Source organism: Shimazuella sp. NTD248 (genome assembly GCF_059510395.1).
This window is the reverse complement of record NZ_JCAJZT010000001.1, coordinates 795,499-821,157: the sequence shown is the minus strand read 5'-3', so window position 1 is coordinate 821,157 and position 25,659 is coordinate 795,499. Positions and strand designations below refer to the sequence as shown.

Here is a 25,659-nt window from a genome sequence, read left to right as displayed (position 1 = left end):
GTCTAAGGGCATTAAAAATCCGCTGAAAGGTCAAAGTACCTCAGCGGACTTTTTTTCCGTGACAGGGCGTATCAGCGGCTCTATATTTGAGTTAATTATACCGTCAAATTTATATGAACAAAAGTTGTTATCGAGCCCGAGCAGCCGCTTGATTAAAAGCAGTTGCTCAGGTGTACTCTTAGCCGGAGCACATCCTACAGGAGAAATATCCCTGTGGGGCTCTCTGTTATCACAGTACGACGTCGGTGTACGTTCCGTCCCCGTTTTTCCTCCACCTACGGTTGCCGCGGTGGTCGAGGCGGTAGTGAACGCCGTCCTCGATGACGCACTTGTTTCCCTCGCTGTCGACGTAGTCGTAGCACACCGCGCGGGAGTTCACAGGGATCTCGACCTGCGCGTCCGTACTGTCGGAAGGGGTCTCAGCGTGAGCAGACACAGGAACCTCCTGTAGAGGTTGGTTATTGACTAACTTTATTTTAAATTATTTACAATTCATTTTCAACAGGTTAACGCTAACTAGAGTGGATACCCGCTAGAGTTGGCGTATTGGATAGTGTGTAATATGGTGAATTTGCTCACTTCGGGTAGCGTGCTAATTACGTTCGGGAAACTGTATTTGCAATAATAGAGGTAACGGGGGTTATCTTTAACACTTGTTTTTTATCGGAAATTGCGCTACACTAACATTTGCAACGTATCTAATATGGGGTATTAGCTCAGCAGGGAGAGCGCTACACTGGCAGTGTAGAGGTCAGCGGTTCGATCCCGCTATACTCCACCATCCAATGTCTATAAGCGTTTTTAAACGATATGTGTACGGTAATTTATGCAAAGTGTACTCTGTAAATAATATGTAGTGTCATAACCTTCAATTAGGTACGTTATGAAAACGTGCTCGATGGAGGTTTTTTTGTTATTCCAAAGAGGGGAAACGAGGACGGACGAAATTAGAACACGCTTAAGCTGGGTTAATGAAGAACTAGCACGATACCACCTATCTCATCTATTTCATGACAAGACCGCCACCTTTGCGAAGTGACGGTCAGTCTCATCTCTTTTCAAGACGATTTTTAGGAATATACCTGCTGAGCTGCGTGTGCCAGCCCGTCGATCCATTCTTGATGGGCGTTAAGCATGGGATTTGGCTTTTCTTGAGCCATATCTTGAGCTGGCTTCCCGTTCTGTGTCTCTTGGGTGAGGATTCGTACCCGACCGCCGGGAAGATCCTCCAGCAGCCAAGCGTGGTGAACATCTAATGCTGTATTTGCTGAACCTTCCACCCAGCCGTGCCAAGCAACTCGTGCCGGTTTACCATCGACAGGCGGTTCGTATTCAGTTACCTCCGCCTCTACTGGGAAACTGAAGGTAGTGAATCGAAAGCGGGCACCCTTACTTAACTCAGGGCCAGATCCATCGTAAAAGCGAATATCCGAAACATTGCTGTAGTAACTTGGCCATTCTGAGGTGTTATTGAGGTACTTCCACACCTCAGTTGTGCTCATACTAGGTACGATAATCTCATTAGAAACAAAGTTGTCGGTTGTACTTGGCGTATATCCTTCGGGCCAAATGATTTCATTCATGGTATAACATTCCTTTCTTTTATCTGGAAAAAGGTTAAAACGATGTGTCGTTGATTTGGTTCCATGGGAATGTTTCGTTGCATCCGATAATTATCCAATGAAACGAAACCTTTTTGTATTACGCGATTATCCAAATTGTTTTATTCGAATGACAATGGTTTGATGTTGGTTATTTCACCCACTCCACCACTTTATCGATAGACTGCCTAGTCTTCTGTCGAGGATCTTGTATGCGATATCCAAATGCAACCATTGTTGAAATGCCGAATTGTTGTCCTTGAATAATCCCCTCTGTTTTTAAAATGTCCTCTGCCTTCTCCTTGTCATATCCTTCAATGGGACAAGAATCGATTCCGATTTGAGCTGCTGCTGTCATCATATTGCCGAGGGCAATATACGTTTGTTTGCTTGACCAATCAAATATAGCACGGTCGCTTTCTAGTAGACGAAAGTCGGACTCCTGAAATTTTTTCAAAGCTTCGTATTTCCCGTTAATGTTTTTTTCTGGCAACTTCTGGATTTCTCTGTTCATATATTGAATATAAGCAGAATCATAGTGCATATCTTCTTTTGTTCTCGCTAGTATGATGACAAAGTGACTAGCGGTTGGAAGTTGACGCTGTCCTCCCCAAGTGACAGTTCGTAGTTTTTCACGTAAAAGTTCGTTTTGGACAACGACAAATTTCCATGGTTCAAATCCAAAGGAACTGGGTGATAATCGCCCTGTTTCTAAAATAAAATCAAAATCTTCATCCGAGATTTTTTTCAGTGGATCAAATTCTTTACAAGCATGGCGAAAATGATAGGTTTCGAGAATTTGTTCTTTTCTAACTTGTTTTGTTTCTATCGTAATCAGATCCTTTCTTTTTATTAGTTTGGATAGTGATTTATTTTAAAGACCTTTTATTCAGTCGAAGAATCTTTACAAAGTCTATTGTAATGAGTACAATACATATTTAAAAGTAGGCACATTTTTGTTGTATAGTATCATTTTTTATACTTATGGGGGGATGGAATTGGAATTTCAAGGCTTATCAAGTTGGGAGCCATATGGATATGCTTGTCCGGTTGAGGTAACGATCGATGTGATGGGGGGAAAATGGAAAAGTATTATTCTTTATCACCTTCTGGCAGGAAAAAAGCGTTTTAATGAGTTTCGCCGGTTAATACCTGGAATTACGCAACGGATGCTCACCTTGCAGCTTCGCGAGTTGGAACGGGACGGAATCATTCATCGAGAGATATATAAGCAAGTGCCGCCAAAAGTGGAATATTCTTTGACTGAATTTGGGCAGACATTGGCTCCGATTATAAAGCAAATGATGGAGTGGGGGATAAAGCATACTAAGCAAATTGCAGAATCACGTGAGGGAACAGTGTGAATAAGGCTTGTTAAGTGAAACCTCGAAATCCTGTACAACAATTGACATATGTATACTAGGTTAAACTAAAATCATATAGTGAGTTACACTGGTAGTGTAGAGGTTAGCGGTTGAATGCCGCTATACTCGGCCACCCAAACCTCTTGTATATCAAGGGGTTTTTGATTTTTAGAGATACAAAGAAAATAGAGGAAATGTAGAACTGCAAACGAAATACAAATCTTTAGTACACTGAAGTTTTTGTGATTTTTCGGTTGGTTTTCTGTTAGCAATTGCTCAAAGCCCTCAGCAGTTTCTTGTTGTATATTGAGTAAGGTGTGGCTATATGTGTCCATTTTAATTCTTGTGTTTGCATGATTTAGTTCTGAAACAATTTTGCTGTTTCAACTTTAAAATAGCATGAGCTCGCCGGATGTCATGAACACATATTTTTGTAAGGGGATACTGTTCAATGATTCGGTAAAAACTTCGTACTGGTGGGAGTGCCAAATCTGTCGCAATAATCAAATCCTAATTTGGATATGATTTAAATTAACAGCTGCTATTGCAGATATCATTTGGTTTTACTTAACTAAAGATTGGAGAGACCTTATGAAGATCCTATTAGCCGAAGATGATCATCGTCTAGGCAAAATATTAGAACATATGTTAAAAGTGAAAGAAGGGTATTCTGTAGAGTGGTATACGAACGGAATGGAAGCTTATGAATATGCCCTTGCCTCCCATTATGATTTAATCATATTGGATTGGATGATCCCTAAACTAGATGGAATCTCTGTATGCCAAAAACTAAGACAAAATGGCTATGCAGGAGCTATCTTAATGTTAACAGCCAAAGATAACGTTTTGGATCGTGTAGAAGGGCTTGATTCAGGTGCTGATGATTATCTAACGAAACCGTTTGAATTGGAGGAACTCTTTGCCCGTATCCGTGTCCTTACGAGAAGAAACTATGCCCCATTGTATGAGGATGTTGTCTCGTTAGGAAATCTTAAAATTGACCGTACGAAACGTATATTATATCGTAATGGAACTGAAACTACGCTAACTCCACGTGAGTTCGATTTACTAGATTTATTGATTCGTAACAAAGGTCAAGTTTTAACTCGTGAAGTAATTCTTGATCGTGTATGGGGTTATCATGCAAATGTAGGATTTAACTCTGTAGATGCCTACATCAAATTGTTGCGAAAAAAAATTGATGAGCCTGGAAAGCAAACAATGATTAGTAATATTCGGGGAGTAGGATACTCTATTGAAGCATAATTTGAATCTATTTTCTTCTACTAGAAAACAGCTTACACAATATAATAGTGGAATGTTAATTATTTTCTTATTACTTTTTAATGTTGTAATAAGTATTGTTCTCTTTCTTATTATTTATCAGGAACAGAGAATGGAATTGTTTGATCTCGGTAAACAAGAGATTAATGAGCTCAAGATAGATATAGATGAATATCCAAGAGAGCAAAACAAAGATAATATTCCAGTTCCTAGTATAAATAGAACAAAAGGAATTTTTCTAACTTATTTTCTAAAATTCAATCATAACCTTATCATCATTGATGAGTTTTCATCAAAAATCCGTAAGCCTATCTTAAAAAACGTAGCAAATTGGAAACCAGACAAAATGGAATTCAAATTTTTGAGGATTGAATTGTCCGAAAAGGACTCTTATTATCTATTTCTTGTTTCACAAAATGTTTATCAAAATGGCGAACGCAAAGGAACGATTTACATCGGGAAAGATATCACCTATTTGATCACCATGTATTACCACTTTTTATTTATCCTGTTAGGAATTTCGCTTCTCTTTTTTGTGATTGCCCTACTTGTTGGACGAACCATGACAAAGCAAGCAATTAAGCCAATAATTAAAGCATATACGTTACAGTCTGAGTTTATCGCTAATGTTTCCCATGAATTAAGAACTCCTTTAAGTGTGTTGCAATCAGGACTAGAGACAATCGAATTTGAAGAAGCCAAACGTTTCTCGCCAATCTCCAAAAATATCTTATCCGATCTGCAAGAAGAAGTAAGAAGCACAACACAACTAGTGAACCATTTATTATATTTAATCCGTTCCGATTTAGGTGAACAACCAACGATAAAAGAGAATTTTGATCTACTCACTCTGATGCAACAAATTATTCGCCTATTCCAACGGTTGTCCGAATCAAAGGAAATAAGATTAGATTTACTTACACAAAATCCATTACCAATTTACACAGACAAAGAAAAAGTAAAGCAATTGCTGTATATTCTCATTGATAACGCATTAAAATATACGCCAAATGGTGGTTATGTAAGTATCTCATACGAACGAAAAAATGAGATACTTTCTATTATTGTTCAGGATAATGGAATTGGCATTTCTTTTGAGCAACAGAAACGTATTTTTGACCGATTTTATCGAGCAGATAAAAGCCGTTCACGGCAAACTGGAAGTTCAGGTTTAGGTTTATCCATCGGTAAATCGATTATCGAAGCATTACATGGAACAATTAAAGTTTCTAGTAAACAAAATGTTGGAAGTAAATTTACCATTATCATCCCACTTCAAAAAGGGTAAGTTTTTTAGAATTGAGTTAGACAGTAATTATGTCTAACTTTTTTTGTTTTTTTCATGTGTTTTTCAGTCTTCTGTTTTATAGTCTTTCAGTGAGAAATAACTAGTGATATATGAATGAACAAAGGAGGATCACATAAAATGTCCAGTGATATACCGACTAGCTCATCACGAATTCAGGAAATCTGGAACAAGGTTCCCGAGGTTACGATTTTCTTCTGGATTATTAAAATCATGGCCACCACGGTTGGGGAGACTGCGGCAGACTTTCTGAATGAAACACTGGGTTTTGGTTTGACGAACACAACTTTTGTTATGAGTGGGCTCTTGCTTATCACCCTGTTCTTACAGTTTCGAGCAAAAAAATATATACCGAGTATTTATTGGCTCACTGTCGTACTAATCAGTGTTGTTGGCACGCTGGGTTCAGACAATCTCACAGACAATTATGGAGTATCACTCGAAACAACAACAACTTTCTTTTTCATCTTAATGGCAGCAACATTTATCATTTGGTATGCAAGTGAGAGGACTCTATCCATTCACTCCATAAATACTACGAAGCGAGAAGCATTTTACTGGCTAGCTATCTTGTTTACCTTTGCTCTTGGTACTGCTGCTGGCGATCTGATATCGGAAGGGTTTGATCTAGGTTACTGGGTATCAGCGCTCATGTTTGCTGCCGTAATTCTAGTGGTAAGCATCGCCCACTATCGCTTTAAATTAAATGCAGTGTTATCCTTCTGGATTGCATACATCTTGACCCGCCCCTTTGGCGCCTCTGTTGGAGATTTTCTATCCCAGCCTCGAAGCGACGGAGGACTTGGTTTGGGTACAACGGGAACTAGTTCTATTTTTCTTGTCATCATCTTGAGTTTAGTCATCTACCTAACCAAGACGAAAATAGATGATTCCAACAAAACGGAACAGCTTCTTGTTCGTTAATCAGTTGACTTTAGAATCGCTTAGGAGAGGGTGGAGCATAACCTCTCCTCCATCTTTCAATCTGTAAATAATAATTTACAGTCAAATCGTTTTCATAGGACGAACTCCAGAGAATAAAGGATATATTTCGTATAAATTCGGAGGAAAAAACTACAAATGAATAAATCTGTATCTAACAACATGCAACAGGGAATGCAAATCTTTACAAAGGTTCCCGAGATTACAGCCTACTTCTGGTTAACCAAAGTACTGACCACTGGAATGGGCGAAGTATTTTCTGATTATCTAGTCAAAAGTATCAATCCCATGATTGCCGTTGGGCTAACAGGGATTGCCTTAGTCGTTTCTTTGATCCTGCAATTTTCCGTAAAAAAATATGTGGCATGGATTTACTGGTTAGTCGTTGTGATGGTAAGTATTTTTGGGACGATGGCTGCTGATGTAATCCATGTTGCCATAGGTATCCCATATGTGGTATCCACTATCTTTTTTATCATTGTAATGATTGTCCTCTTTTCCATTTGGTATGCGAAAGAGAGAACTCTCTCTATACACAGTATCTATACTCGTCGACGTGAACTATTTTACTGGGCTACGGTGCTTATCACATTTGCACTAGGTACCGCTGCAGGAGATATGACAGCATCCACTATGCACTTGGGCTATTTTTCTTCAGGAGTAGTGTTCACTGTCTTCCTGATTATACCAGCAGTAGGCTGTTGGTTATTTGGTCTGAATGAGATCTTAGCCTTTTGGTTTGCATATATCATGACGCGTCCTGTAGGTGCCTCTTTCTCGGATTGGATCTCGGTTTCACCGGGCCGTGGAGGTTTGGGATGGGGAGAAGGTATTGTCAGTCTTGCAATGACCATAGTTATCTTGGTGCTTGTAGGTTTTCTGTCCATTACTCGTAAGGATATGAAAAACGAAATTGCTGGTTCTGTAATGAATTAACAAGAAACGAAGTGGTATTATCTTCATTCAAATTGAAAAAAGAGCCAAAGAACCCATTTTACCTTTCTCTAGAATGCAGCATCACAATATCATATTCCGTCTGACCAGATTGGATCTCTTACCAATCCTGAGCTTCTAATACACCAAGGAGCGCGAATTCCTTTACACATTCAAGAGTTACCCAGAGAGACACTCGGACATACGATGAACCATGGCTTTATTCTTTCGATTTGCTTTGCTTGGGTTAGTTGCTGCGTTTTTTGCAGGTTCTGCTCGTTTTAACCAATTCAGTTCGCGGAATAAAATCAGTCAGGCAAGTCTAGATCAATCATGATGGTTAGACTTCTTGTACTTGTATTCGTTGGTAATCTTGTAGTTTTATCATTCAGAGAATATTTTAGACTTAAATATGTTCGATTTCCTCTGTAAAAGATCCCGGTACCTTTTGGTACGGGATTTTTGTGATGTATGGCATTCTTTTAGGGGAAATGGACATACTACTTTCATACAATTAGAGATGGAGCAAAAGTTACTATGAAATGGTTGATTATTGGCATACTTCTATTTATTACGATAAACAATACAGGTTTAACTAGTCATCTTGCATATGCAGATGATCCTCCTAAAGATCGAAAATATTATGAGACCCATAAGGAAATCTTTTGGGATAAACCCATACATAAAAAGTGGATTGCATTAACCTTTGACGATGGTCCGAGTTCGAGAACCACAGGAAAACTTCTCTCTCTTCTTCAAAAATACCAAGCGAAAGCCACCTTTTTTTGTTTAGGCAATAAAGTAAATCGATATCCGAAGATCGCTAAATCTATTGTGGTACAAGGTCATGAAATTGCCAACCATACTTATTTCCACTTCGATTTGAATCGATTAACGGGTGAAAAATTAGACAAAGAAATAAAGATGACTCAGACAGCTATAGAACAAGTTACTGGAACGAAACCTTATTTATTTCGGCCTCCAGGTGGAGTATACAATGATCAAGTGGTGAGCATTGCAAAGAAAAATCAACTTAGGATGATTATGTGGAGTTGGGATCAAGATACAAAGGATTGGAGTAATCGGACAAAAAAATCATCTATTGTAAATAAGGTTCTAAGGAATGCTAGTAATGGAGATATTATTTTGTTTCATGATATGAACGAGAAAACAGTATTGGCTTTAAAAGAAATCCTGCCAGAATTAAAAAAACGAGGATATCAGTTTGTAACCGTCTCCCAAATGTTACAAGCAGCAGAACAATAATTTTATTAATTCCAAAATAAGTTTCGTTACCAAAAATAAGAAAGGATTATTTTGTTCCACCTCCAAGCGCTAGCGTAAGTGAAGGAGGTTCATAGAACGATTACTTGAAAAGTCAGATATTCCTCAAATTCTGTCTTATTAATGAAACTTAACAATAAGGTACATAAAGAACATAAAAAATACAAAAACACATAAAAGCACAGTCTCGTTACGATCGCTTAATATTTTTGCTGCCTCTTTATTCCCAGCTTTTTTCGCAGCTTGTAACCACCGTTCTCCTTCCTTTTTATTTTGTTTGAGATACTCTCCCTTTATCAAATACTTTCCCAAAGAGTACATAGCCTCTGTATACCCAGCATTTGCAGCTGCTAGTAACCACCGCTCTCCTTCCTTCAAATTCTGTTCGAGATACTCTCCTTTGATCAAATATATTCCTAAAGAGTACATGGCTTCTTTATTCTCAGCTTTTGCAGCAGTTTGCAGCCACTGCTCTCCTTCCTTTATATTCTGTTTCAGAGGTGCCCCTTCTAATAAGTGACATCCTAACCGGAGCATAGCCTCTTCATGCCCAGCTTTTGCAGCGTCTCGTAAATATTGTTTTCCTTCCTTTGTATTCTGTTCTAGCTGTTTTCCATCTAACAAATCCAATCCTAACTGGAACATTGCATTTACATCATCTGCATTTTCAGCTTGGATGTTTGTTTCGCTGTGTCTTTCTATTTCTATCGATACTGCTGCTTCAATTGCATTGTCTGCTTCAGGATTATTGTCTAAGCCCGCCAATTGGAGAAGAACATGCTGTAAATCATCAAACATATCCCTTACATGCTGATATCGATTTTCCGGTATTTTTTCTGTCGCTTTTTTGATTACTTGGAAGAGGGAAGTGGGAATATCCGGGTTGATTTGTCTTGGATCAGGAATGGGTTCCAATAGATGCATCATTACAACTGCAATATAATCATTTGCGGTAAAAGGACGCTGTCCCGTCAATAGCTCGTATAGCACAATGCCAAGAGAGTAGATATCAGACTGGTGTGTAACATCTTTATTTTGAGCTTGTTCAGGCGAAAAATAAAACATCGTTCCGATAAGTTCTCCTGTTTGTGTGAATGCGGTATCCGATGCCATTCGACGAGCTATGCCGAAGTCAGAGATTTTAATTCCTCCTGAATTCGTCATCAAGATATTCGATGGTTTGATATCACGATGAATGATCTCATTTTCATGTGCATAGGCTAACCCGCTGCATATTTGAAACATAATATGTAATACATCGATTACCGGCATCGGTTTGTTGTTTGCGATCCATCTATCCATGGGGATACCGTCGACATACTCCATCACCATAAAAGGGATATCCTGATCCATATTTGCATCATAAATATTTACAATATTTGGGTGTGGCAATTTTGCTAACAGCTTTGCTTCTCGATCAAAGCGATGATCCAATAGTTTCGCTGCATCGGAAAAGGGGACTTTCACTGCTACTCTTCTTTCTAAGATGTGGTCTTCAGCTAAATAAACCGCACCCATCCCGCCTTTACCAATCACATCCATAATCTGATATCGTTGACCTAGCAGACTTCCGATCATGAAAATTCCCCCTTTTTACTTAATATTATAACTTTTAATTGTACTAATAGGAGAGTTAACTTGCATGATATTACCAGCAGGAAAGGAGAGTATATATGCTAAATACTATGTGTTTCGGTATTCTATAAATTCGGTCTTATTAATTTAGATACTTATGAAGGAGGTAGATAATGAGTATCCAGAAGGCTATCCATCCGAGAGTATCTTCAATCGATTCTCCATTTGATGAAGAGTATACTTCCTCATCATTCCTTTTTTTTGCAGCAGCTAACCATCGCTCTCCTTCTGTAATATTCTGTTCTAGATACTTACCTACTACCAAATACTTCCCTAGACAATACATTGCCTCATCGTTCTGAGCTTTAGCAGCAGCCCGTAACCATCGCTCTCCTTCGATAATATTCTGTTTAAGATATTTTCCTTCAATCAAGTGTTTTCCTAGATAACACATAGCCTCATCATTCTCTGTTTTAGCAGCAGCCCGTAGCCATTGTTCTCCTTCGGAAATGTTCTGGTTTAGAAGATACTTTCCTTCAATCAAATACTTTCCTAACAGGAACATCGCAAATTGATTTTCAGCTTTTGCAGCGGCACGTAACCATTGTTCTCCTTCTACTACATCTTGTTTTAGGTGATACCAATTTCCCTCTATTAAATCTCTGCCTAAAAAGTACGAATACAACATGTTCGCTTTTGCAGCCGCATGTAAGTATCTTTTTCCTTCCGTAATATTCTGTTCTAGATACTCTCCACTTATCAAATATGTTCCTAACAGGTGCATCGAAGCAGGGTCCTTTTTAGCAGCCGAACGTAAGCACCGTTCTCCTTCCCCAATATTTTGTTCCAGATACTCTCCTTCAATCAAATGCTTTCCTAAATACTTCATCGCGTATGGAACATCTTCCAATTCCGCAGCTGCTTGTAAGTACTGTTTTCCTTCCATAATATCCTGTTTCAGATAATCCCCTTCAACCAAACACCTCCCTAACCAGTACATCGCAAATGGGTAAGATTCCGCAGCATCCCGTAAGAACTTCTCCCCTTCCGAGATATTCTGTTCTAAATACTCCCCTTTCATCAAATGCTTTCCTAATTGGTACATCGCATACGGGTCAGATTCCGCAGCAGCTCTTAAGTATAACTCCCCTTCCACAATATTTTGTTCTGTCCGTCTTCCTTCGATCAAATCTAATGCTAAAAAGCACATCGAACTAGGATCAGCTTTGGCAGCGGATATTAACCACTGTTCTCCTTCGATAATATCTTGTTCTAGATGCGTCCCTTTTTTTAAATACCATCCTAACTCTTTCATTGCTTCTGCATAACCTTTCTCGGCAGAGGCACGTAACCATCGCTCTCCTTCTGTCACATTCTGTTGGAGATGTTCTCCTTCAATCAAATACTTTCCAAGCAGAAACATAGCCTCTGTATTCTCTTTCTGTGCAGCATCGCGTAACCATTGTTCTCCTTCGGCAGTATCCTGTTCTAGATGCTCCCCTTCAATCAAGTGCACTCCTAAATAAACCATAGCCTCCACATTCTCTTCTTTTGCAGCGGCTCGTAAGTATAGCTCTCCTTCCGTCCCATTCTGTTCTAGATGATCTCCATCCATCAAGTGCATTCCTAAATGAAGCATAGCCTCCACATTTCCAGCCTTAGCAGCATCGCGTAACCATTGTTCTCCTTTTTCAATATTCTGTTCAAAATGCTCCCCTTCAATTAAGTGCATTCCTAAATAAAACATAGCCTCTACATTTCCAGCCTTAGCAGCAGCCCGTAACCATTGTTCTCCTTTTTCAATATCCCGCTCCAGATGCTCTCCTTCAATCAAGTGAACTCCTAAATGAAGCATAGCCTCCACATTTCCAGCCTTAGCAGCAGCCCGTAACCACTGTTCTCCTTTTTCAATATCCTGTTCTAGGTTCTCTTCTTTCATCAAGAGCATTCCTAAATGAAGCATAGCCTCCACATTTCCAGCTTTTGCAGCTGTTCGTAACCACTGTTCTCCTTTTTCAATATCCCGTTCTTGATGCTCTCCATCAATCAAATTCCGTCCTAACTGGAGCATTGCTTTTGCATCACCAGCCTTAGCGGCCGCTGGGATGTTTGTTTCGCTGCGCTTTTCTATTTCTATCGATACTGCTGCTTCATTTGCATTTTTCAATTTAACATATTTTTCTGATCCTTCCATTTGGAGAAGAACATGCTGTAAATCATCAAACATGTCCCTTACTTGCTCATATCGCTTCTCTGGTTCTTTTTCGGTCGCTCTTTTGATTACTAGGTAGAGGGGAGTGGGAATATCCGGATTGATTTGTCTTGGATCAGGGATAGGTTCCAGTATATGCATCATCGCAACTCCAACAAAATCATTTGCGGTAAAAGGACGCTTTCCTGTTAATAGTTCGTATAACACAATGCCAAGAGAGTAGATATCGGACTTTTGTGTAACTTCCTTATTCCGCGCTTGTTCAGGCGAAAAATAAAATGCCGTTCCTACAAGTTCTCCCGTTTGTGTGAATACGGTGTCCGATTCCATTCGACGAGCTATACCGAAGTCAGATATTTTAATGTCTCCTGAACTCGTCATCAAGAGATTAGAAGGTTTGATATCGCGATGAATAATCCCTTTCTCATGTGCATAGGCTAATCCGCTGCATATTTGAAACATGATATGTAATACATCAAGCACTGGCATAGGCTTCTTGTTTGCGATCCTTCTATCTATGGAGACACCATCGACATAATCCATCACAATAAAAGGAAAATCTTGATCCAAATTTGCATCATGAATATTTACAATATTCGGATGGGACATTTTAGCTAAGTTCGTCGCTTCTCGAAAAAAGCGTTGATCCAATAGTTTATCTGTAGTGGCAAAGGGAATTTTCACTGCCACTCTTCTTTCTAAAACTTGATCTTCAGCTAAATAAACCGCAGCCATCCCACCTTTACCAAGCACATCCATAACCCGATATCGTTGATTTAGTAAACTTCCGATCATGAAAACGCCCCCTTCTTACTTATATTATAGCTTTTAACACTAGTGATAAGTGATTTAAATTGCATGATATTGCCAGTCAAATAAGAAGGAGATCGTTTTTATCGCAGTTATTGAATGGACAGATATTTTATCTAATTTTTATAATTATTTTCCCTTTTGCTCTTCCTGATTCCGAATACTCAAGTGCCTTCTGGGTATCTTCAAAGCTAAAAACTCTATCAATCACAGGTTTGATTTCTCCAGATTCAATAAAGTTTGCAATAATGCTTAATTGTTTTCCACTAGGCTTCATAAACAAAAATGTATACTGTACATTATGCTTCTTTTCAAATTTAGAAAGTTTGTGACTGACTACTGAAAACAAGATTTGTTTAATGAGTCCTAAATCATTTTCTTTAGCAAAACGGGCATTTGGTAATCCTGAAACAGAAACAATTTTCCCTCCGCTTTTTATAACGTGGAATGATTTTTCTATGATTTTTCCTCCGAGTGTATCAAATACTGCATCATAATCTTTCAGTATATCTTCGAATTTTTCTGTTTTGTAATTAATAATTTTATCTGCACCAAGAGATTTTACTAAATTAATACCAGCTTCACTGGCAGTAGTCGCAACAGTTGCTCCCATTAATTTGGCCAATTGAATAGCAAATGTACCTACACCACCAGCTCCAGCATGAATCAAAATTTTCTGTCCTTTTTGTAATTGTAGGATGTCATGTAACGCTTGGTATGAGGTGAGACCTACGAGTGGAATCGATGCTGCTTCCTCCAAACTCAAATTTTTAGGTTTTAGAGCTATATCGTTTTCATGAATGGAGATGTATTCTGCGAAAGTACCGATTTTACTTTTGCGTGGACGACCATAAATTTCGTCTCCAACTTTAAAACGAGTCACTTTTGCTCCAACCTTTGCTACGACTCCAGCAAAATCATTCCCTAGAATAAGTGGCATCTTATGTTTAATCAGTAATTTTACATTTCCATCACGGATCTTAAAATCAACAGGATTTATGCTAGCGGCATGAATTTCCGCGAGAACCTCATAATCTCCAACGTCAGGTAAGGGCATATCTGCTAAAGTTACTGGGACTCTCCCATACCTTTTAATAACCATTGCTTTCATTGTCTATACCTCCAAATAAAATCTAATATAATGCTTGCCTTCAATAAGACTTCATCAACTTTTCAATATCCAACACTAGATTTTTAAATAATTCGTCGAATAGTTTAAGTTAATCAACCAAAAGAATAAGTATAAGAATAAATTATAGATCTTTCCTGTGCAATATTGGGAAAGAAAATCGAGACGAATCATATCTTACTTTTACCTATGTGCCATTGGTCTTCGTTCAGATATATACAAGGAAACTAAGGTAATTCTTTATCCTATTTCCTATCTAATTCTTTTTCATTGTCTTCTTTCATAAAGATAAGGAAGAGAATTTTTTCATATATGGAAGCGGTAATACAGAAAAACGAAAGCCATGAAGATGGAGGTAGGTGGATGTCTGATCTTTTTGTAGCTCGTTCACTAGATGAGATTCGTTTTTGGGCACGTATTATGAAGGAGCACTCCCTTTTTCTCAAGTTAGGATTTCGATGTGAGGACCAAACTAATCCAAGAAGCGGATTATTATTATGCCGTATTCGAAGACATAGAAAATAGAGCCCATGCATTCTCATTGGAAACTGATCCAAAGAAAATAAAAAGTTTTAATTCAAAAGTTATTGTTGCTGCTACTGGCATTTGGGCATTTAAAAGAAAAGTATTAGGTTTGGTCATTTGTTGCAAACTTCCAGGCCAAAATAACTTTCCATTACTAATTGACCATACAAGCAGAGAAGCAAATTACTTTCGAAGAAGATTAAAGGAACTGAATAAAGGGAATTTAGCTCCACTACAAGACGCTATTATTGATGAGAATGTATTCTTCTTACGTATTATGGCTGACCATGCAAAATTTATTGGTCATTTACTAGATCCTTCTGAACGAAAATTAGGGGAAACTGCGAGGAATTTTAGTCACGATTTTGATCAGTTACTCTTTCAAGCAAAAGATTTAGAATCCATGCGACCTCAATCACAAACAGTTCCATTGCTTGGGCAGTTTCTTGATCAAAATCGTGTTTCCGTACAATCCTTACGAGACTTCAAGAAAACCGCACGTGATTTAATCGAACAGTGTCGGATCAAAAGTATTATTCATCCATTATTAGCAGATCATGTTTTCCGGGAAGCGGAGAGATTCCTTGAAATCATTGATATGTTTGAACAGCATTTATCGCAAGTCCAATGTTAGATCCATTTATATTTTTTGATAGAAACTCATGAGTAATCTTCTTAAGAAAAATAGATCAATAGGTATTCATACAATCTTCATTTTTCATTCAGCGTAAAACACTTAATAAGAGAAGAAGGTTTTTTTGGCTAAAAAAGTAAAAGTAAGTTCCACTTCCTAAGGATTTGTAATCAATTTGCTCGGAGGGAAACATGAAATTGATCCAGGATCAGTTTGTTTAATTAGCCATGCTAGGAAGATTAATGAAACAATTTTAGGAAGGCGTACAATTCCCCTTTGGTTCGTTATCAACTTTTTTATGCTTATTTAGAGGGGTGAAAAAACGTTTCATCCCTGATGTTTACTGTGTTAAGCGCTTAGGTCTTATTGCAGCTAAGGAAATGGAGCCTGCATACTCACTTTGGTTTTTGTTAAATATAAAAAATCCCGATACCATTTGGTTCGGGATTCTTTGCGTTATTATCAAACAGGTTGAAAATAACTATAGCAAAATCAACTTTATCGTCACAGTAATCTCGATATGTCTAATAAAAAAATCTTGGTGCGTGGATGATCCTGAGACCACCCACGCGTGAACAGGAAGAGTGGACTTGAACCACTGACCCGCATCCCTCGCAAGGGTGTTGCTCTACCACTGAGCTACATTCCTGTTCATTGAGTATTCTATTATAAAACGAATTTTCCTACAAATAGAGTATAAAATCTAATCATTGAGCAGAAAAAAGATGAAACTGTAAAAATAAAAGTCCAGTGTAGCCGGACGTATAAAAGTAATAGAGCAATATTCGATTTATATAATTAATGAGTATCCAAAAAACAAAAACGGCAAGACTGCACTTGGTTTTATAATTTTTTCGTTGCATGTAATAACCACACAAAATGATTATAACGAGTAAAGGTCACGTCAAATCCATGTTTTTCTAAAATGTTACGCAACACGGGAATGGTTGTATAGTACTCCCTTTGTAAATCTTCGGCTAAATGATGAAATCCACGCTGTTTTGCGTGCTTAATCGTATCCATAAATGCTTTTTCATTTTCAAACATGGTGTCAGCGAATAGTATTTTGCTGCCAGATTGAAGAAACTCCCCATACTTTTCAATGGCTTCTTCTTTTTCTGCATCGGTTAGATGGTGAAATGCATATGTGCTGACAATGCTATCGATTTGAACATCCGGTTGTGGGAATTGGAGGAAATCCCCATCTTGTATGGATATACGATTACCTAGTTTTTCCACCGCTAGATCCCTCATTGGTTTCGAGGGCTCAATTCCATATATATTTAAATTGTTGTTAAGGAGTTTTATTGTTAAATTTCCTGTTCCAACCCCGAACTCCAACACATTTCCAAATGCTGACTCTGCTGTATCCTGCAAAATAGCTTCATACTGTTCAAACACTTCCTTGTACTCTTCATCCTGTCCAGAAACCGAAGAATCATATTTTTCTGCCCAACCCTCAAAGATGTCTAAAAATTCCCGACCCATGATGTGCACTCCTTTAATGATTATAATTTCTATAAGTATAGTGTGATTTTAAATGTTAATTTCTCTCAAATTATCACATCTCTTTTCTTTCAGCAAGTAAAAAAATAGACAAAGGAAAAAAGGAGAAATTCACAGAGAAGTGAATGATTAACATATGGTGCGTAAATGCTATATATCTTGGCCTAGGAATGGTTTATTTGATTTTCTATGTCTTTTGCTATTTTTAACCCTATGAGGCAAATGGTTAACCAAGCTCCTCCAACAGCATACCCACCTAAAATATCACTTGGATAGTGAACTCCAAAATAAACTTTACCAATCCCAATCATGGTAACGAAAATAGAAGTGTTTATGATAATAAAAGCTTTAGCAGAATTTGATTTCATAGCTGTAACAAACAAAACACATAACATGCCATAAAAAATAATCGACCGCATCGAATGACCACTAGGATAACTAAAACCTGAATTTATTAGTATTCGATCCAAATCTGGACGTTGACGGTGGAATATGGATTTCAAAAGGAGATTGAAATACTGTGCTCCTACTATTCCAATTATGAGAAAAAAAGCCTCCAGTCTTTTTTGCATCCAAATGAATAGAGTCGAAAAAATGATAAGGAGTAAAAATATGCCTTCATTTGACCCAAAAAAGGTAATAAACTTCATCGGTTTATTTAGATAAGGGTAAAAAGTGTGCAGCCAATTGATGATGGCTTGGTCCAAGTGGTAAAGCTTTCCTTCTGCTAGTTCAGTGGAAATCTTCCCAAACATTGTAATAAACAAGCCAAGCATTACAAGAGAAAATAGGATATATGTTTTGGTTGATCGAGATAGCGAAAAACCTCGCATGAAAACGTATCCTTTCAGGAGTACTTGTATATAGTTGATTGATGTTGACTGTCAGAAATTAGTTAAGTTGGGAAGCTAAATTTTGATTGTTAAGAACATGGATATGCAAATCTACGACGAAACTTTACCATATTTTCTTATTTCAAATGTCTCAACATGTGCATATAGGAAGATCCCCTTACCAATTGGTTAAGGGGATCGCTGTTAATATTTTGAGTTATGATGATTTGTTTTAGGAAGATTTTTTTTTCTGTTCTGTCGTATCAAGTAAAGTCCAATTCGATTTACGATGATGAAACCGAAAATGGTATAGCTGATAGTAGTCCATGCACTATCTCCCATATAAATATATCCCAATACAATTTTTCCAGCTAAGTATATATTCCATATGATAAGACCTAATTTAATGGAGTGTTTCCAAAAAGCCAAACACAAAAATACAGCAAATATAAGATATAGAATGGCTATAACCAAAGCAGAGAGAGGGCTGTGGAATATTATTTTTTCATATTCAAGACCCGCTTGCATGTGGAGGTTATTGAACGTTCCATTTGCAATTAAGCCTACTATACTAAAAGTCATAAAAAGAAAGGTAATAACTAATCCTAGCCAGTGGCGTTTATAAGCAAAATAACAGCTGACGATTAAGAAAATCGCACGGATATACCAGTTTAGTGGATTTAAATGACGACTAAACGCTAAAATTGTATGAAATTCCAAAATAATCACTCCTGCTGTTTTCACACGAACTGTTGCTATCATTCTAGTTTGCATTTATTTCATTTGGTATAGGAAAAATATAACTCACTTTCATGCATTTTTAAAATAATTCACAGGGTATATGATAACAATAAGTAAATTGCCCATTAAGGTTGTAATTTAGATTGTATAATTTTCAGTTTTATTTCTTCTTCTATGTATTTATCTAGTAATTTGTTTATTTCTATTCGTTCTGTCTGCTCAGCAAATGCAGCTTCGAAAGAAAGTTTCTGAGACTCAAACTCTAGTGTTTCTAATCTTTCATCAACTAATTTTGTAAGGCTTTGAAACTCTATTGTGTTTATTCTTTCTAATTTACGAAGTTGAAACTTTTCTTTTAGGTTTTTCAAAGCATTTAATTGGTTAGTTGTTTTCACATATTCCCTATTAGATGGAGGGTTTAAGATTGGACTGCCTTTGCATAAAAGGTGTTTGGTGAAAAATAAAATACATTCTTTGACCAGTTTTTCTAAGTAAGATAATTCATCCGGTGTTAATTTATTTTTGGCATATAATTTTGTGATCATAACAGTTGTCTCTCCTTGATCATTCTAATTATTGCCATTATAACAAATAGATGGTGATGTGGGGAGGGAGGAGCAAGATGCCTCAAAATAAGCAACTGTCGTTTTTTTGCTTGTTATGGAAAACTGCTATGGTTCTTGCACGATAATCGATAGGCTAGAAATTTCATCGTAAGTATGAAATGATACAATCGTTAAAATACTACAGTTAAAAAGAAAAAGACAATTAATCATTTGTGTAACTGCTCGAATGATTACAGCGTCGAGGGAGGAAGGATGGACAAAAAGGTTACTTGGCTGGAACTTTTCTATGATCTCATTTTTGTAGCAGCTATTGCAAAAACGACCCATGTATTACTACATGAACATCATGGTAAGATTCCATTCGAATATTTATTAAAATTTTTGTTGATGTTTGTTCCTATTTGGTGGGCGTGGGTTGGGCAATCTCTTTTTATGAACAGATTTGGAGAGGATACAGTTAGGCATCGTTTATTTATGATAGTGCAAATGTTTTTTGTTCTATTGATGACTGCAAGCCTCCATGTCGATTTTGACACCTATTATTTTACTTTTCTCATTGGATATGTTGGGATTCGTTTTCTTACTTCACTCCAGTATTTATGGATTAGTCGTAAGGAAAAAGGTGTACGCAAACAGACAGCAGCATATTTAGGTTATGGCTTTTTCATCGGCATTTTGATTTCTTTATGTTCTTTATTTTTTGATTCATGGTTAAGATATTTCGTTTTGTATTTAGGAATATTTATTGATGTATTCATTCCTGTGTTTGGACGCAAATATTTAAAAAGGGTGCCTACTCATCTCGGACACTTGTTCGAGCGGTTTGGTTTATTTACAATCATTTTATTTGGTGAATCTATCGTTAGTTTGATTGCAATTCTTAACATAGAAGATCTAAATTGGAGGACAATTGCATTTGCTTTACTCTCATTTATTATCGTAATTGTTATGTGGTGGCAATATTATGATAATTTGGAAGAAAAGTTAGATAAGCAAATAGCTTCATCCGGTCAATCTATCATTTATGGTCACTTATTTATTTATCTATCTTTAAGTGTTATTGCGGCACTTTTGCAACTATCTTCTTTATACAAGATGGATTACAAATTTTTATTGGTGTTAACTTTTTCTATCGTATTCCTGTATGTAATCTCTACCATTTTGGTGTTTCATCAATATCGAATCGAAGAGCATAAACTAAAGTTTTCCCATTTGGGTCTATTATTCGTCTTATTGGTTATCTTTTTGATCTTTGACTACTTTGTGATTGTTTCCAACTTGGTCATCTTTCTAGAACTCTGTATCTTCTTTCTAGTCTTTAAAAAAGTAACCTGATCAAACTCACTTTGATCAGGTTACTTTCAACTCTAAGGCTGTGAAAACTATGAACCCAATTGGTTCTTTTGCACATATTGTTCTGCGCCAGAATGGCTTTGTGAAGAAGAAATTGGAGGGAAGAATTTTTTTTTCACCATTTCATCTACTCTTATACAGTGATATCCTTTGTGGAGAACATTTTGGAAAACATATTCCAGTGCTTCGATTGTAAACGATGGAGCATCGATATCAGCACCCAATGTATCTCCACTATCATGTAACAGAATAATATCCCCGTCTTTTATGTTTTGAAGTAAATTTTTCTTAATTCTCTCGCTTCCTCCCTTACTTTTCCAATCGCCAACCATTAGGGACCACAGTATAATTTGAAAATGTTTTCGTAATCCAAAGTCAAATAAGTTCAGTAAACCCCAAGGAGGTCGATAAAAAATGGGACGGACTCCAGTGATTTGTTCAATAAGTGAAGCTGATCGATTCAATTCACGATGAAGGGCCCATGGTGTACGAAACCAATTAGATTTATGTACATAATTGTGCACACCGATCAAGTGTCCCTCAAGATGCATACGACGAATTAAATTCGGGTATTTTTCTACTTTCGACCCAAGAGTAAAGAAGGTAGCTTTGATATTATATTTTTTTAAAAGATCTAGCAGTTGAGGAGTATATGTTGGATCAGGACCATCATCAAAAGTAAAGGCTAATCCATGCTGGATAGGTCTTCTTTTGTATACCCCAATACCTAATCCCAAAGTAGCGATAGCCGGAAGGATTGCATAAACAAAAAATAGAATTACGATAAATATTATTTCTGTCACTAGAAAATGCCCCTCAACAAAATGTAACATTTGTGAAAACTCCTTTTTTGTAGCTTTTCGTGATATGCCACAAAGTTGTTCTTATAAAGCTAAGCCTATTATAAACAATAAAAAAGACGACTGAAGTACAAGAAAAGTTCACCAAACAAGTATTTTTTATCATTTTTTTCTTTTATTGATTTTAGATAGGACGAAAATACATTTTATCAATCGTATAAAAAAAAAGAAAATATAAATAATGAGTAGTAGATGAACTTTTGAGTGTTGTTCACCGTCTATTAAGGTATGAACTTTCTTATTGAAGTGGAGGCAGGAGAGGGTAGGGTGTGGACCAAGAGCTTTACGATCTGATCACCAAAGCAAAACAAGGGGATAAAAATGCATTTGAAGCCCTTGTAGAGCGGTACAAAAGACAGGTATACTATCAAGCTGTAGCTATGTTAAATGATACCATTGAGGCAGAAGATGTCCTTCAAGAAGCTTTTATCAAAGCCTATTTCTCTTTGGAGAATCTAAAAAGTCCCTTTGCTTTCACTTCTTGGTTAAGTAAGATTGTGTATCATTTATGCAATGATCGTTTAAAGAAGCGATATAAAGAGAAAGTGGTTGTCAGTGATTGGCTAACAAATAAAATAGAGAGTATTCATAACTCAAATCTTCCTATCGAACAAAAACAATTGGAAATGGATTTATATCAAGCTTTAGAGTCTCTATCTTCTGAGCATCGTTCCGTTTTTCTACTCAGAGAAATACAAGGATATTCATATCAAGATATAGCGAAAATGATGGATATTCCTGAAGGAACTGTCAAATCAAGAATACATACGGCTCGTATGACATTACGAAAAGAATTAAAAAGAGAGGGGTGATCAAAATGCAACATGTGGATCATTTGCTATCTGCCTATGTAGATAATGAATTGAAAGAGCAGGAAAGATTAGTAGTAGAGAAGCATTTGCAAGATTGTACAGATTGCCTCGAACTATATGAAGATTTCACTTGGATGAATGGGCAACTAAAAAATACTTTTGAAAGCATTTTATTACCGAAGGATATAACCAGCAAGGTAATGGCAGGAATATATTCTGATGAAGAGCAAACTTATCGAGAAATACAAGGTATCCTTTCGTATACGGCCTTACGTTGGAGTACCATAAGTAGTATTTTACTTCTGCTTGTCATCCATATATCTCTGTTTTTTCTATTAGGGAGTCTATTTTCTTTTACTCCTATTCGTATTTTGTACCATCTCGTTCATAGTTTTCATACCGTTTTTTCTGCTATACCATACTTAAGTCTAACTGTAGCTATTTTCTGTATTCCTTTGATAGGGGCATCGCTTTGGTCTTTACGCCTATTGTTGAGTTCAAAAAAGGTGGAGATACAACAATGAAACGGAAGTTCATTTTATTAAATCTCCTATTTTGTGTTTTTGGGTATATATGGATGGGAAGCGGAAATGTATATGCATCAAATAGTGCAGATACCTTGCCCTTTTCTAACAATAATACGGTGTTTTCACATAAAGATTTGGTAATTTCCGAGGGACAAAAAATCGATCATGTCGTCGAGTTTGGCAGTGATGTTACATTAGCAGGATCGGCTAGAGAAATCATCGTGGTAGGTGGTAATCTTCATATTAAGAAAAATGCACATGTAGAAGAATTAGTACTCGTCATAGGTGGAAAGATCACACAGGAGCCAGGAGCCAAAGTTACAGATGAAATTTTCCATCTGTCTTTTGACAATCAAATGGCAAACAATTTGCTGATCACCAGCAGTTTTATGTTTGGTTGGTGGTTCTTTCGATTCTCTTTAAGTTTGTTACTGTTCATTCTGCCTATAGCGACTGTTCTCATCACACAGCAACGAATCGAACCTTTTATTGTGAGAATTCGTCAAGAGTTAAAACAAACAATGCTAATAGGTATAACAACAAGTTTATTATTGCTTGCTATTGCTAGCCTTCTTATCATTAGTATTATTGGAATACCGATCCTCATTATTTTAGCCCTTATCCTCATCGTCTTTAGCATCATTAGTTTAACGGCTGTTTCGATCATGATCGGCGAGCAGATTTCCTTGATAAGGGGCCGCGAAAAATGGCTGATCGCAGCAGTTGGTTCAGCTATCCTTGCGTCTGTTATTAACTTTCCATTATTAGGAGGAATTTTGTTATTAGGTCTTCATTGGTTATCGTTAGGTCTCATGACTACATGGTTATGGGAGAAAAAGGATAGATGGAGCAAACGGAAAATTAAAGGATGAAATAGATGAACTGGTCTAAGGTTTTAGCACATACCAAAAATTATATACTAATTTCTACCTTGTTTTTATCCTTTTTCACTTTTGTCTTTGCCAGATTTGCTGATGAACTGGTGGAAGCTGACTTATTTCACTTCGACCAAACGATTATCGATTGGGTAGAGACATTTATTAATCCAAAACTTACTTCCATCATGAAAGTCTTTACCTTTTTTGGTTCTCCACTAGCATTAATATTATTTCTTATCATTACTGTATTGTGTATGCTATGGCAAAGAAAAAGATGGGAAGCTTTGTTTCTTGTCATTGCGATAGGAGGAGGAGGGCTGTTTAATCTATTACTCAAGTGGATTTTTCATCGCCAAAGACCAACTTTGCATCGTCTCATTCAAGAAACAGGCTATAGTTTTCCCAGCGGACATTCCATGGCTTCGTTTATTTTTTATGGAATGATTTGTATGTTATTCATGGTGTTTTTAAAATCTAGAACACCAAAAGTTATCATGTTCCTATGTACTGTTATTATGATCGTGATGGTTGGTTTGAGTCGAATTTATTTAGGAGTCCATTATCCAAGTGATGTTCTAGCTGGATATGCAGCTGGTGGAGTATGGTTAACGATTTGTTTAATAGGTTTGAGGCTTGTAATTGGGGCAAGAGAGAAGAGTGAAACTAACTTCTAGACATACAAGAAGTTAGTTTCACTCTTTGTAGGAGTATTCTTTTTATTTGGACAGACATCTGTGTTAAGCTATAGGTAACCAGCCCTAGTTGTGAGGAGGACAAGGTGAGCAGCTTGGATGATCTGTTCAACCAGATCGAAGAGGATGGTGTTGACGTACAGCAGGTGCGCGACGCAATCGAAGAGGGCGAGAATCGGTGGCTTCAGAAGCTGCTGATTCTCGCCCAAGACTCCATCAGGTGGTACCGGCGGGCAGCTGCGAAGCTCCGCGATACAGGGTACGAGATGGAGATGCTCCCCATCGGTCAGAGGGGGGTAAGCCCGTATCGAGGGGCCAAGCCTTACCTGACCAAGGCGGAGGAGTTGCTGGAGCTGGTCAACGAGCTCCGCGGCCAGACCGATCCGCACGTGATCCACGCCATCGAGCAGAAGATCGTTCGCCTCGTCCCCTTGGATCTGATGCGGTCCGACAGTTAGGGGTGGGGGGCACCGCTCTGGTACCGATGTGGTACCAGAGCCGGCGTCCCGCCGATTTAAAGCTAAAACAGCTTATAAAATACTATTCTGCTGCTTTTTTGACAGCCTTTACTTCATACTTCCTGACTTCCATACCAAGGATATATTCTGGTTTTGGTTTTCCGATTTTTGCTTTATGCTGGGCGATATGTGCTTCGCTTTTCCCCCATTGTTTCCAGTGTTCTTTTGATTCCCACCGTATCAAGACGATTATTTCTTCATCACCACGTCGAGCTTTCTTGACCATGATAGTTGAATCAATAAACCCATCTTGTTTTTCAATGATCCCTTCTTGGCTGAATCGCTGGACTACTTGTTCGGCATTTCCTTCTGTGACGGTCATTTTCCTTAGCTGCACAAACACCCTATTACCTCCCATATAAATAATTCAGTCTTCTTCTTTCTTCTCATCGTTAGAAGTCTCCATGTCGGAGAGATTTCCTTGATCTGCTTTTCCTATGCTGCTTGATCCATCTTCTTCAAATTCATGAAGTTCAAATAAGTGAACAAACTCATTGATGACCATTTCCACTGCTTTTAATTCCCCTACTAGAACGGGGTGGATGGATTGAAGTTCGGCTGAATTTAATTGTTGTTTAAGGGTAGATCGTTTCATATTCAGCATCTCCAAGAAAGCGATGGCTCTGCCTCTGCGAAACGTTTTAGCCCCATGTCTGTGCATCTTATGTTCTCTTCGCCTATGCTCCTCACCAAAGTGATGCTTGAACCTCTCATACTCTTTAAATCCGGGATATCTCATGAAACCCCTCCTGTTTGTATGCGTTTGTATACAAC

General features: G+C 37.6%; 26 protein-coding genes, 2 tRNA genes and 1 pseudogene. 15 read left to right on the top strand and 14 right to left on the bottom strand.

The window, feature by feature from the left end; translation table 11 throughout:
• Positions 1-229 precede the first annotated feature (229 nt).
• Complete coding sequence (locus tag AC5WOE_RS04385) at positions 230-436, bottom strand: hypothetical protein (RefSeq protein ID WP_496048781.1); 207 nt, start codon at positions 434-436, stop codon at positions 230-232.
• 269 nt (positions 437-705) lie between these two features.
• On the opposite strand from AC5WOE_RS04385, the gene AC5WOE_RS04380 reads away from it, so the two are divergent.
• Positions 706-781 (top strand) — tRNA-Ala (locus tag AC5WOE_RS04380).
• A 289-nt stretch (positions 782-1,070) separates the two neighbouring features.
• Here the strand turns inward: AC5WOE_RS04380 and AC5WOE_RS04375 are convergent.
• Positions 1,071-1,583 (bottom strand): SRPBCC family protein, encoded by a 513-nt coding sequence (locus AC5WOE_RS04375; protein ID WP_496052017.1) that lies wholly within the window; start codon positions 1,581-1,583, stop codon positions 1,071-1,073.
• Positions 1,584-1,752: 169 nt separating this feature from the next.
• Complete coding sequence (locus AC5WOE_RS04370; RefSeq protein WP_496052042.1) at positions 1,753-2,454, bottom strand: NAD(P)H-dependent oxidoreductase; 702 nt, start codon at positions 2,452-2,454, stop codon at positions 1,753-1,755.
• A 145-nt stretch (positions 2,455-2,599) separates the two neighbouring features.
• Between AC5WOE_RS04370 and AC5WOE_RS04365 the strand changes: the two genes are divergently transcribed.
• The 7 genes from AC5WOE_RS04365 to AC5WOE_RS04335 all read left to right on the top strand — a co-directional run bounded on the left by AC5WOE_RS04365 (position 2,600) and on the right by AC5WOE_RS04335 (position 8,696).
• Positions 2,600-2,965: a winged helix-turn-helix transcriptional regulator gene (locus tag AC5WOE_RS04365; RefSeq protein WP_496048779.1), complete on the top strand. Its 366-nt coding sequence runs from the start codon at positions 2,600-2,602 to the stop codon at positions 2,963-2,965.
• 591 nt (positions 2,966-3,556) lie between these two features.
• Complete coding sequence (locus tag AC5WOE_RS04360; RefSeq protein ID WP_496048778.1) at positions 3,557-4,231, top strand: response regulator transcription factor; 675 nt, start codon at positions 3,557-3,559, stop codon at positions 4,229-4,231.
• On the top strand, positions 4,221-5,537 hold the full coding sequence (locus AC5WOE_RS04355) for a sensor histidine kinase (protein WP_496048777.1): 1,317 nt from the start codon (positions 4,221-4,223) through the stop codon (positions 5,535-5,537). The genes AC5WOE_RS04360 and AC5WOE_RS04355 overlap by 11 nt, the downstream gene beginning before the upstream one ends.
• 138 nt (positions 5,538-5,675) lie before the next feature.
• Positions 5,676-6,479 (top strand): COG4705 family protein, encoded by an 804-nt coding sequence (locus tag AC5WOE_RS04350; protein ID WP_496052016.1) that lies wholly within the window; start codon positions 5,676-5,678, stop codon positions 6,477-6,479.
• A gap of 156 nt (positions 6,480-6,635) precedes the next feature.
• Positions 6,636-7,433 carry a COG4705 family protein gene (locus tag AC5WOE_RS04345; protein WP_496052015.1) on the top strand — a complete coding sequence of 266 codons (798 nt, stop codon included), beginning with the start codon at positions 6,636-6,638 and terminating at the stop codon, positions 7,431-7,433.
• Between the two features lie 211 nt (positions 7,434-7,644).
• Positions 7,645-7,767: a hypothetical protein gene (locus AC5WOE_RS04340; protein ID WP_496048774.1), complete on the top strand. Its 123-nt coding sequence runs from the start codon at positions 7,645-7,647 to the stop codon at positions 7,765-7,767.
• Positions 7,768-7,967: 200 nt separating this feature from the next.
• On the top strand, positions 7,968-8,696 hold the full coding sequence (locus AC5WOE_RS04335; RefSeq protein ID WP_496048773.1) for a polysaccharide deacetylase family protein: 729 nt from the start codon (positions 7,968-7,970) through the stop codon (positions 8,694-8,696).
• A gap of 138 nt (positions 8,697-8,834) precedes the next feature.
• On the opposite strand, the gene AC5WOE_RS04330 is transcribed toward AC5WOE_RS04335, so the two are convergent.
• The 3 genes from AC5WOE_RS04330 to AC5WOE_RS04320 form a co-directional block, all read right to left on the bottom strand.
• Positions 8,835-10,292, bottom strand: a complete 1,458-nt coding sequence (locus tag AC5WOE_RS04330) for a protein kinase domain-containing protein (protein WP_496052014.1) — start codon at positions 10,290-10,292, stop codon at positions 8,835-8,837.
• Between the two features lie 139 nt (positions 10,293-10,431).
• Positions 10,432-13,296 (bottom strand): protein kinase domain-containing protein, encoded by a 2,865-nt coding sequence (locus tag AC5WOE_RS04325; protein WP_496052013.1) that lies wholly within the window; start codon positions 13,294-13,296, stop codon positions 10,432-10,434.
• A 127-nt stretch (positions 13,297-13,423) separates the two neighbouring features.
• Positions 13,424-14,422 carry an NADP-dependent oxidoreductase gene (locus AC5WOE_RS04320; RefSeq protein WP_496048770.1) on the bottom strand — a complete coding sequence of 333 codons (999 nt, stop codon included), beginning with the start codon at positions 14,420-14,422 and terminating at the stop codon, positions 13,424-13,426.
• 381 nt (positions 14,423-14,803) lie between these two features.
• Here AC5WOE_RS04320 and AC5WOE_RS04315 point away from each other — a divergent pair.
• Positions 14,804-15,599 (top strand): annotated as a pseudogene (locus AC5WOE_RS04315) (DUF2935 domain-containing protein).
• Positions 15,600-16,173: 574 nt separating this feature from the next.
• Here the strand turns inward: AC5WOE_RS04315 and AC5WOE_RS04310 are convergent.
• The 5 genes from AC5WOE_RS04310 to AC5WOE_RS04290 all read right to left on the bottom strand — a co-directional run bounded on the left by AC5WOE_RS04310 (position 16,174) and on the right by AC5WOE_RS04290 (position 19,224).
• Positions 16,174-16,250, bottom strand: a tRNA-Arg gene (locus AC5WOE_RS04310).
• 192 nt (positions 16,251-16,442) lie between these two features.
• Entirely contained in the window at positions 16,443-17,087 is a 645-nt protein-coding gene (locus AC5WOE_RS04305) for a class I SAM-dependent methyltransferase (protein WP_496052012.1), read from the bottom strand.
• Positions 17,088-17,269: 182 nt separating this feature from the next.
• A complete protein-coding gene (locus AC5WOE_RS04300; RefSeq protein WP_496052011.1) occupies positions 17,270-17,938 on the bottom strand; it encodes a phosphatase PAP2 family protein in 669 nt (222 codons plus the stop codon).
• Between the two features lie 204 nt (positions 17,939-18,142).
• On the bottom strand, positions 18,143-18,658 hold the full coding sequence (locus AC5WOE_RS04295; protein ID WP_496052010.1) for a hypothetical protein: 516 nt from the start codon (positions 18,656-18,658) through the stop codon (positions 18,143-18,145).
• A 146-nt stretch (positions 18,659-18,804) separates the two neighbouring features.
• The gene (locus AC5WOE_RS04290; protein ID WP_496048766.1) at positions 18,805-19,224 is read right to left on the bottom strand and encodes a hypothetical protein; all 420 of its coding nucleotides are present in this window, start codon (positions 19,222-19,224) and stop codon (positions 18,805-18,807) included.
• Between the two features lie 273 nt (positions 19,225-19,497).
• Here AC5WOE_RS04290 and AC5WOE_RS04285 point away from each other — a divergent pair, with 273 nt between their 5' ends.
• A complete protein-coding gene (locus AC5WOE_RS04285) occupies positions 19,498-20,580 on the top strand; it encodes a low temperature requirement protein A (protein ID WP_496048765.1) in 1,083 nt (360 codons plus the stop codon).
• Positions 20,581-20,627: 47 nt separating this feature from the next.
• On the opposite strand, the gene AC5WOE_RS04280 is transcribed toward AC5WOE_RS04285, so the two are convergent.
• Positions 20,628-21,431, bottom strand: coding sequence for a polysaccharide deacetylase family protein (locus AC5WOE_RS04280; protein ID WP_496052009.1), 804 nt, complete (start codon positions 21,429-21,431; stop codon positions 20,628-20,630).
• A gap of 296 nt (positions 21,432-21,727) precedes the next feature.
• Here AC5WOE_RS04280 and AC5WOE_RS04275 point away from each other — a divergent pair, with 296 nt between their 5' ends.
• The 5 genes from AC5WOE_RS04275 to AC5WOE_RS04255 all read left to right on the top strand — a co-directional run bounded on the left by AC5WOE_RS04275 (position 21,728) and on the right by AC5WOE_RS04255 (position 24,825).
• Positions 21,728-22,270, top strand: a complete 543-nt coding sequence (locus AC5WOE_RS04275) for an RNA polymerase sigma factor (RefSeq protein ID WP_496048763.1) — start codon at positions 21,728-21,730, stop codon at positions 22,268-22,270.
• Between the two features lie 5 nt (positions 22,271-22,275).
• Positions 22,276-22,794 carry an anti-sigma factor family protein gene (locus tag AC5WOE_RS04270; RefSeq protein ID WP_496048762.1) on the top strand — a complete coding sequence of 173 codons (519 nt, stop codon included), beginning with the start codon at positions 22,276-22,278 and terminating at the stop codon, positions 22,792-22,794.
• Positions 22,791-23,669, top strand: a complete 879-nt coding sequence (locus AC5WOE_RS04265; RefSeq protein ID WP_496048761.1) for a hypothetical protein — start codon at positions 22,791-22,793, stop codon at positions 23,667-23,669. The genes AC5WOE_RS04270 and AC5WOE_RS04265 overlap by 4 nt, the downstream gene beginning before the upstream one ends.
• A 5-nt stretch (positions 23,670-23,674) precedes the next feature.
• The gene (locus AC5WOE_RS04260) at positions 23,675-24,349 is read left to right on the top strand and encodes a phosphatase PAP2 family protein (protein WP_496048760.1); all 675 of its coding nucleotides are present in this window, start codon (positions 23,675-23,677) and stop codon (positions 24,347-24,349) included.
• Between the two features lie 104 nt (positions 24,350-24,453).
• Positions 24,454-24,825, top strand: a complete 372-nt coding sequence (locus tag AC5WOE_RS04255) for a hypothetical protein (RefSeq protein WP_496048759.1) — start codon at positions 24,454-24,456, stop codon at positions 24,823-24,825.
• Positions 24,826-24,907: 82 nt separating this feature from the next.
• On the opposite strand, the gene AC5WOE_RS04250 is transcribed toward AC5WOE_RS04255, so the two are convergent.
• Together AC5WOE_RS04250 and AC5WOE_RS04245 are read right to left on the bottom strand one after the other, a co-directional pair.
• Positions 24,908-25,228 carry an antibiotic biosynthesis monooxygenase gene (locus AC5WOE_RS04250; RefSeq protein WP_496048758.1) on the bottom strand — a complete coding sequence of 107 codons (321 nt, stop codon included), beginning with the start codon at positions 25,226-25,228 and terminating at the stop codon, positions 24,908-24,910.
• 24 nt (positions 25,229-25,252) lie between these two features.
• A complete protein-coding gene (locus AC5WOE_RS04245; protein WP_496048757.1) occupies positions 25,253-25,624 on the bottom strand; it encodes a hypothetical protein in 372 nt (123 codons plus the stop codon).
• Positions 25,625-25,659 lie beyond the last annotated feature (35 nt).

Coding starts and splice junctions, on each gene's coding strand:
- AC5WOE_RS04375 (WP_496052017.1), bottom strand. CDS start 1,583: ATGAATGAAATCATTTGGCCCGAAGGATATACGCCAAGTACAACCGAC.
- AC5WOE_RS04360 (WP_496048778.1), top strand. CDS start 3,557: ATGAAGATCCTATTAGCCGAAGATGATCATCGTCTAGGCAAAATATTA.
- AC5WOE_RS04350 (WP_496052016.1), top strand. CDS start 5,676: ATGTCCAGTGATATACCGACTAGCTCATCACGAATTCAGGAAATCTGG.
- AC5WOE_RS04345 (WP_496052015.1), top strand. CDS start 6,636: ATGAATAAATCTGTATCTAACAACATGCAACAGGGAATGCAAATCTTT.
- AC5WOE_RS04340 (WP_496048774.1), top strand. CDS start 7,645: ATGGCTTTATTCTTTCGATTTGCTTTGCTTGGGTTAGTTGCTGCGTTT.
- AC5WOE_RS04335 (WP_496048773.1), top strand. CDS start 7,968: ATGAAATGGTTGATTATTGGCATACTTCTATTTATTACGATAAACAAT.
- AC5WOE_RS04330 (WP_496052014.1), bottom strand. CDS start 10,292: ATGATCGGAAGTCTGCTAGGTCAACGATATCAGATTATGGATGTGATT.
- AC5WOE_RS04325 (WP_496052013.1), bottom strand. CDS start 13,296: ATGATCGGAAGTTTACTAAATCAACGATATCGGGTTATGGATGTGCTT.
- AC5WOE_RS04320 (WP_496048770.1), bottom strand. CDS start 14,422: ATGAAAGCAATGGTTATTAAAAGGTATGGGAGAGTCCCAGTAACTTTA.
- AC5WOE_RS04305 (WP_496052012.1), bottom strand. CDS start 17,087: ATGGGTCGGGAATTTTTAGACATCTTTGAGGGTTGGGCAGAAAAATAT.
- AC5WOE_RS04300 (WP_496052011.1), bottom strand. CDS start 17,938: ATGCGAGGTTTTTCGCTATCTCGATCAACCAAAACATATATCCTATTT.
- AC5WOE_RS04290 (WP_496048766.1), bottom strand. CDS start 19,224: ATGATCACAAAATTATATGCCAAAAATAAATTAACACCGGATGAATTA.
- AC5WOE_RS04285 (WP_496048765.1), top strand. CDS start 19,498: ATGGACAAAAAGGTTACTTGGCTGGAACTTTTCTATGATCTCATTTTT.
- AC5WOE_RS04280 (WP_496052009.1), bottom strand. CDS start 21,431: ATGTTACATTTTGTTGAGGGGCATTTTCTAGTGACAGAAATAATATTT.
- AC5WOE_RS04270 (WP_496048762.1), top strand. CDS start 22,276: ATGCAACATGTGGATCATTTGCTATCTGCCTATGTAGATAATGAATTG.
- AC5WOE_RS04265 (WP_496048761.1), top strand. CDS start 22,791: ATGAAACGGAAGTTCATTTTATTAAATCTCCTATTTTGTGTTTTTGGG.
- AC5WOE_RS04260 (WP_496048760.1), top strand. CDS start 23,675: ATGAACTGGTCTAAGGTTTTAGCACATACCAAAAATTATATACTAATT.
- AC5WOE_RS04245 (WP_496048757.1), bottom strand. CDS start 25,624: ATGAGATATCCCGGATTTAAAGAGTATGAGAGGTTCAAGCATCACTTT.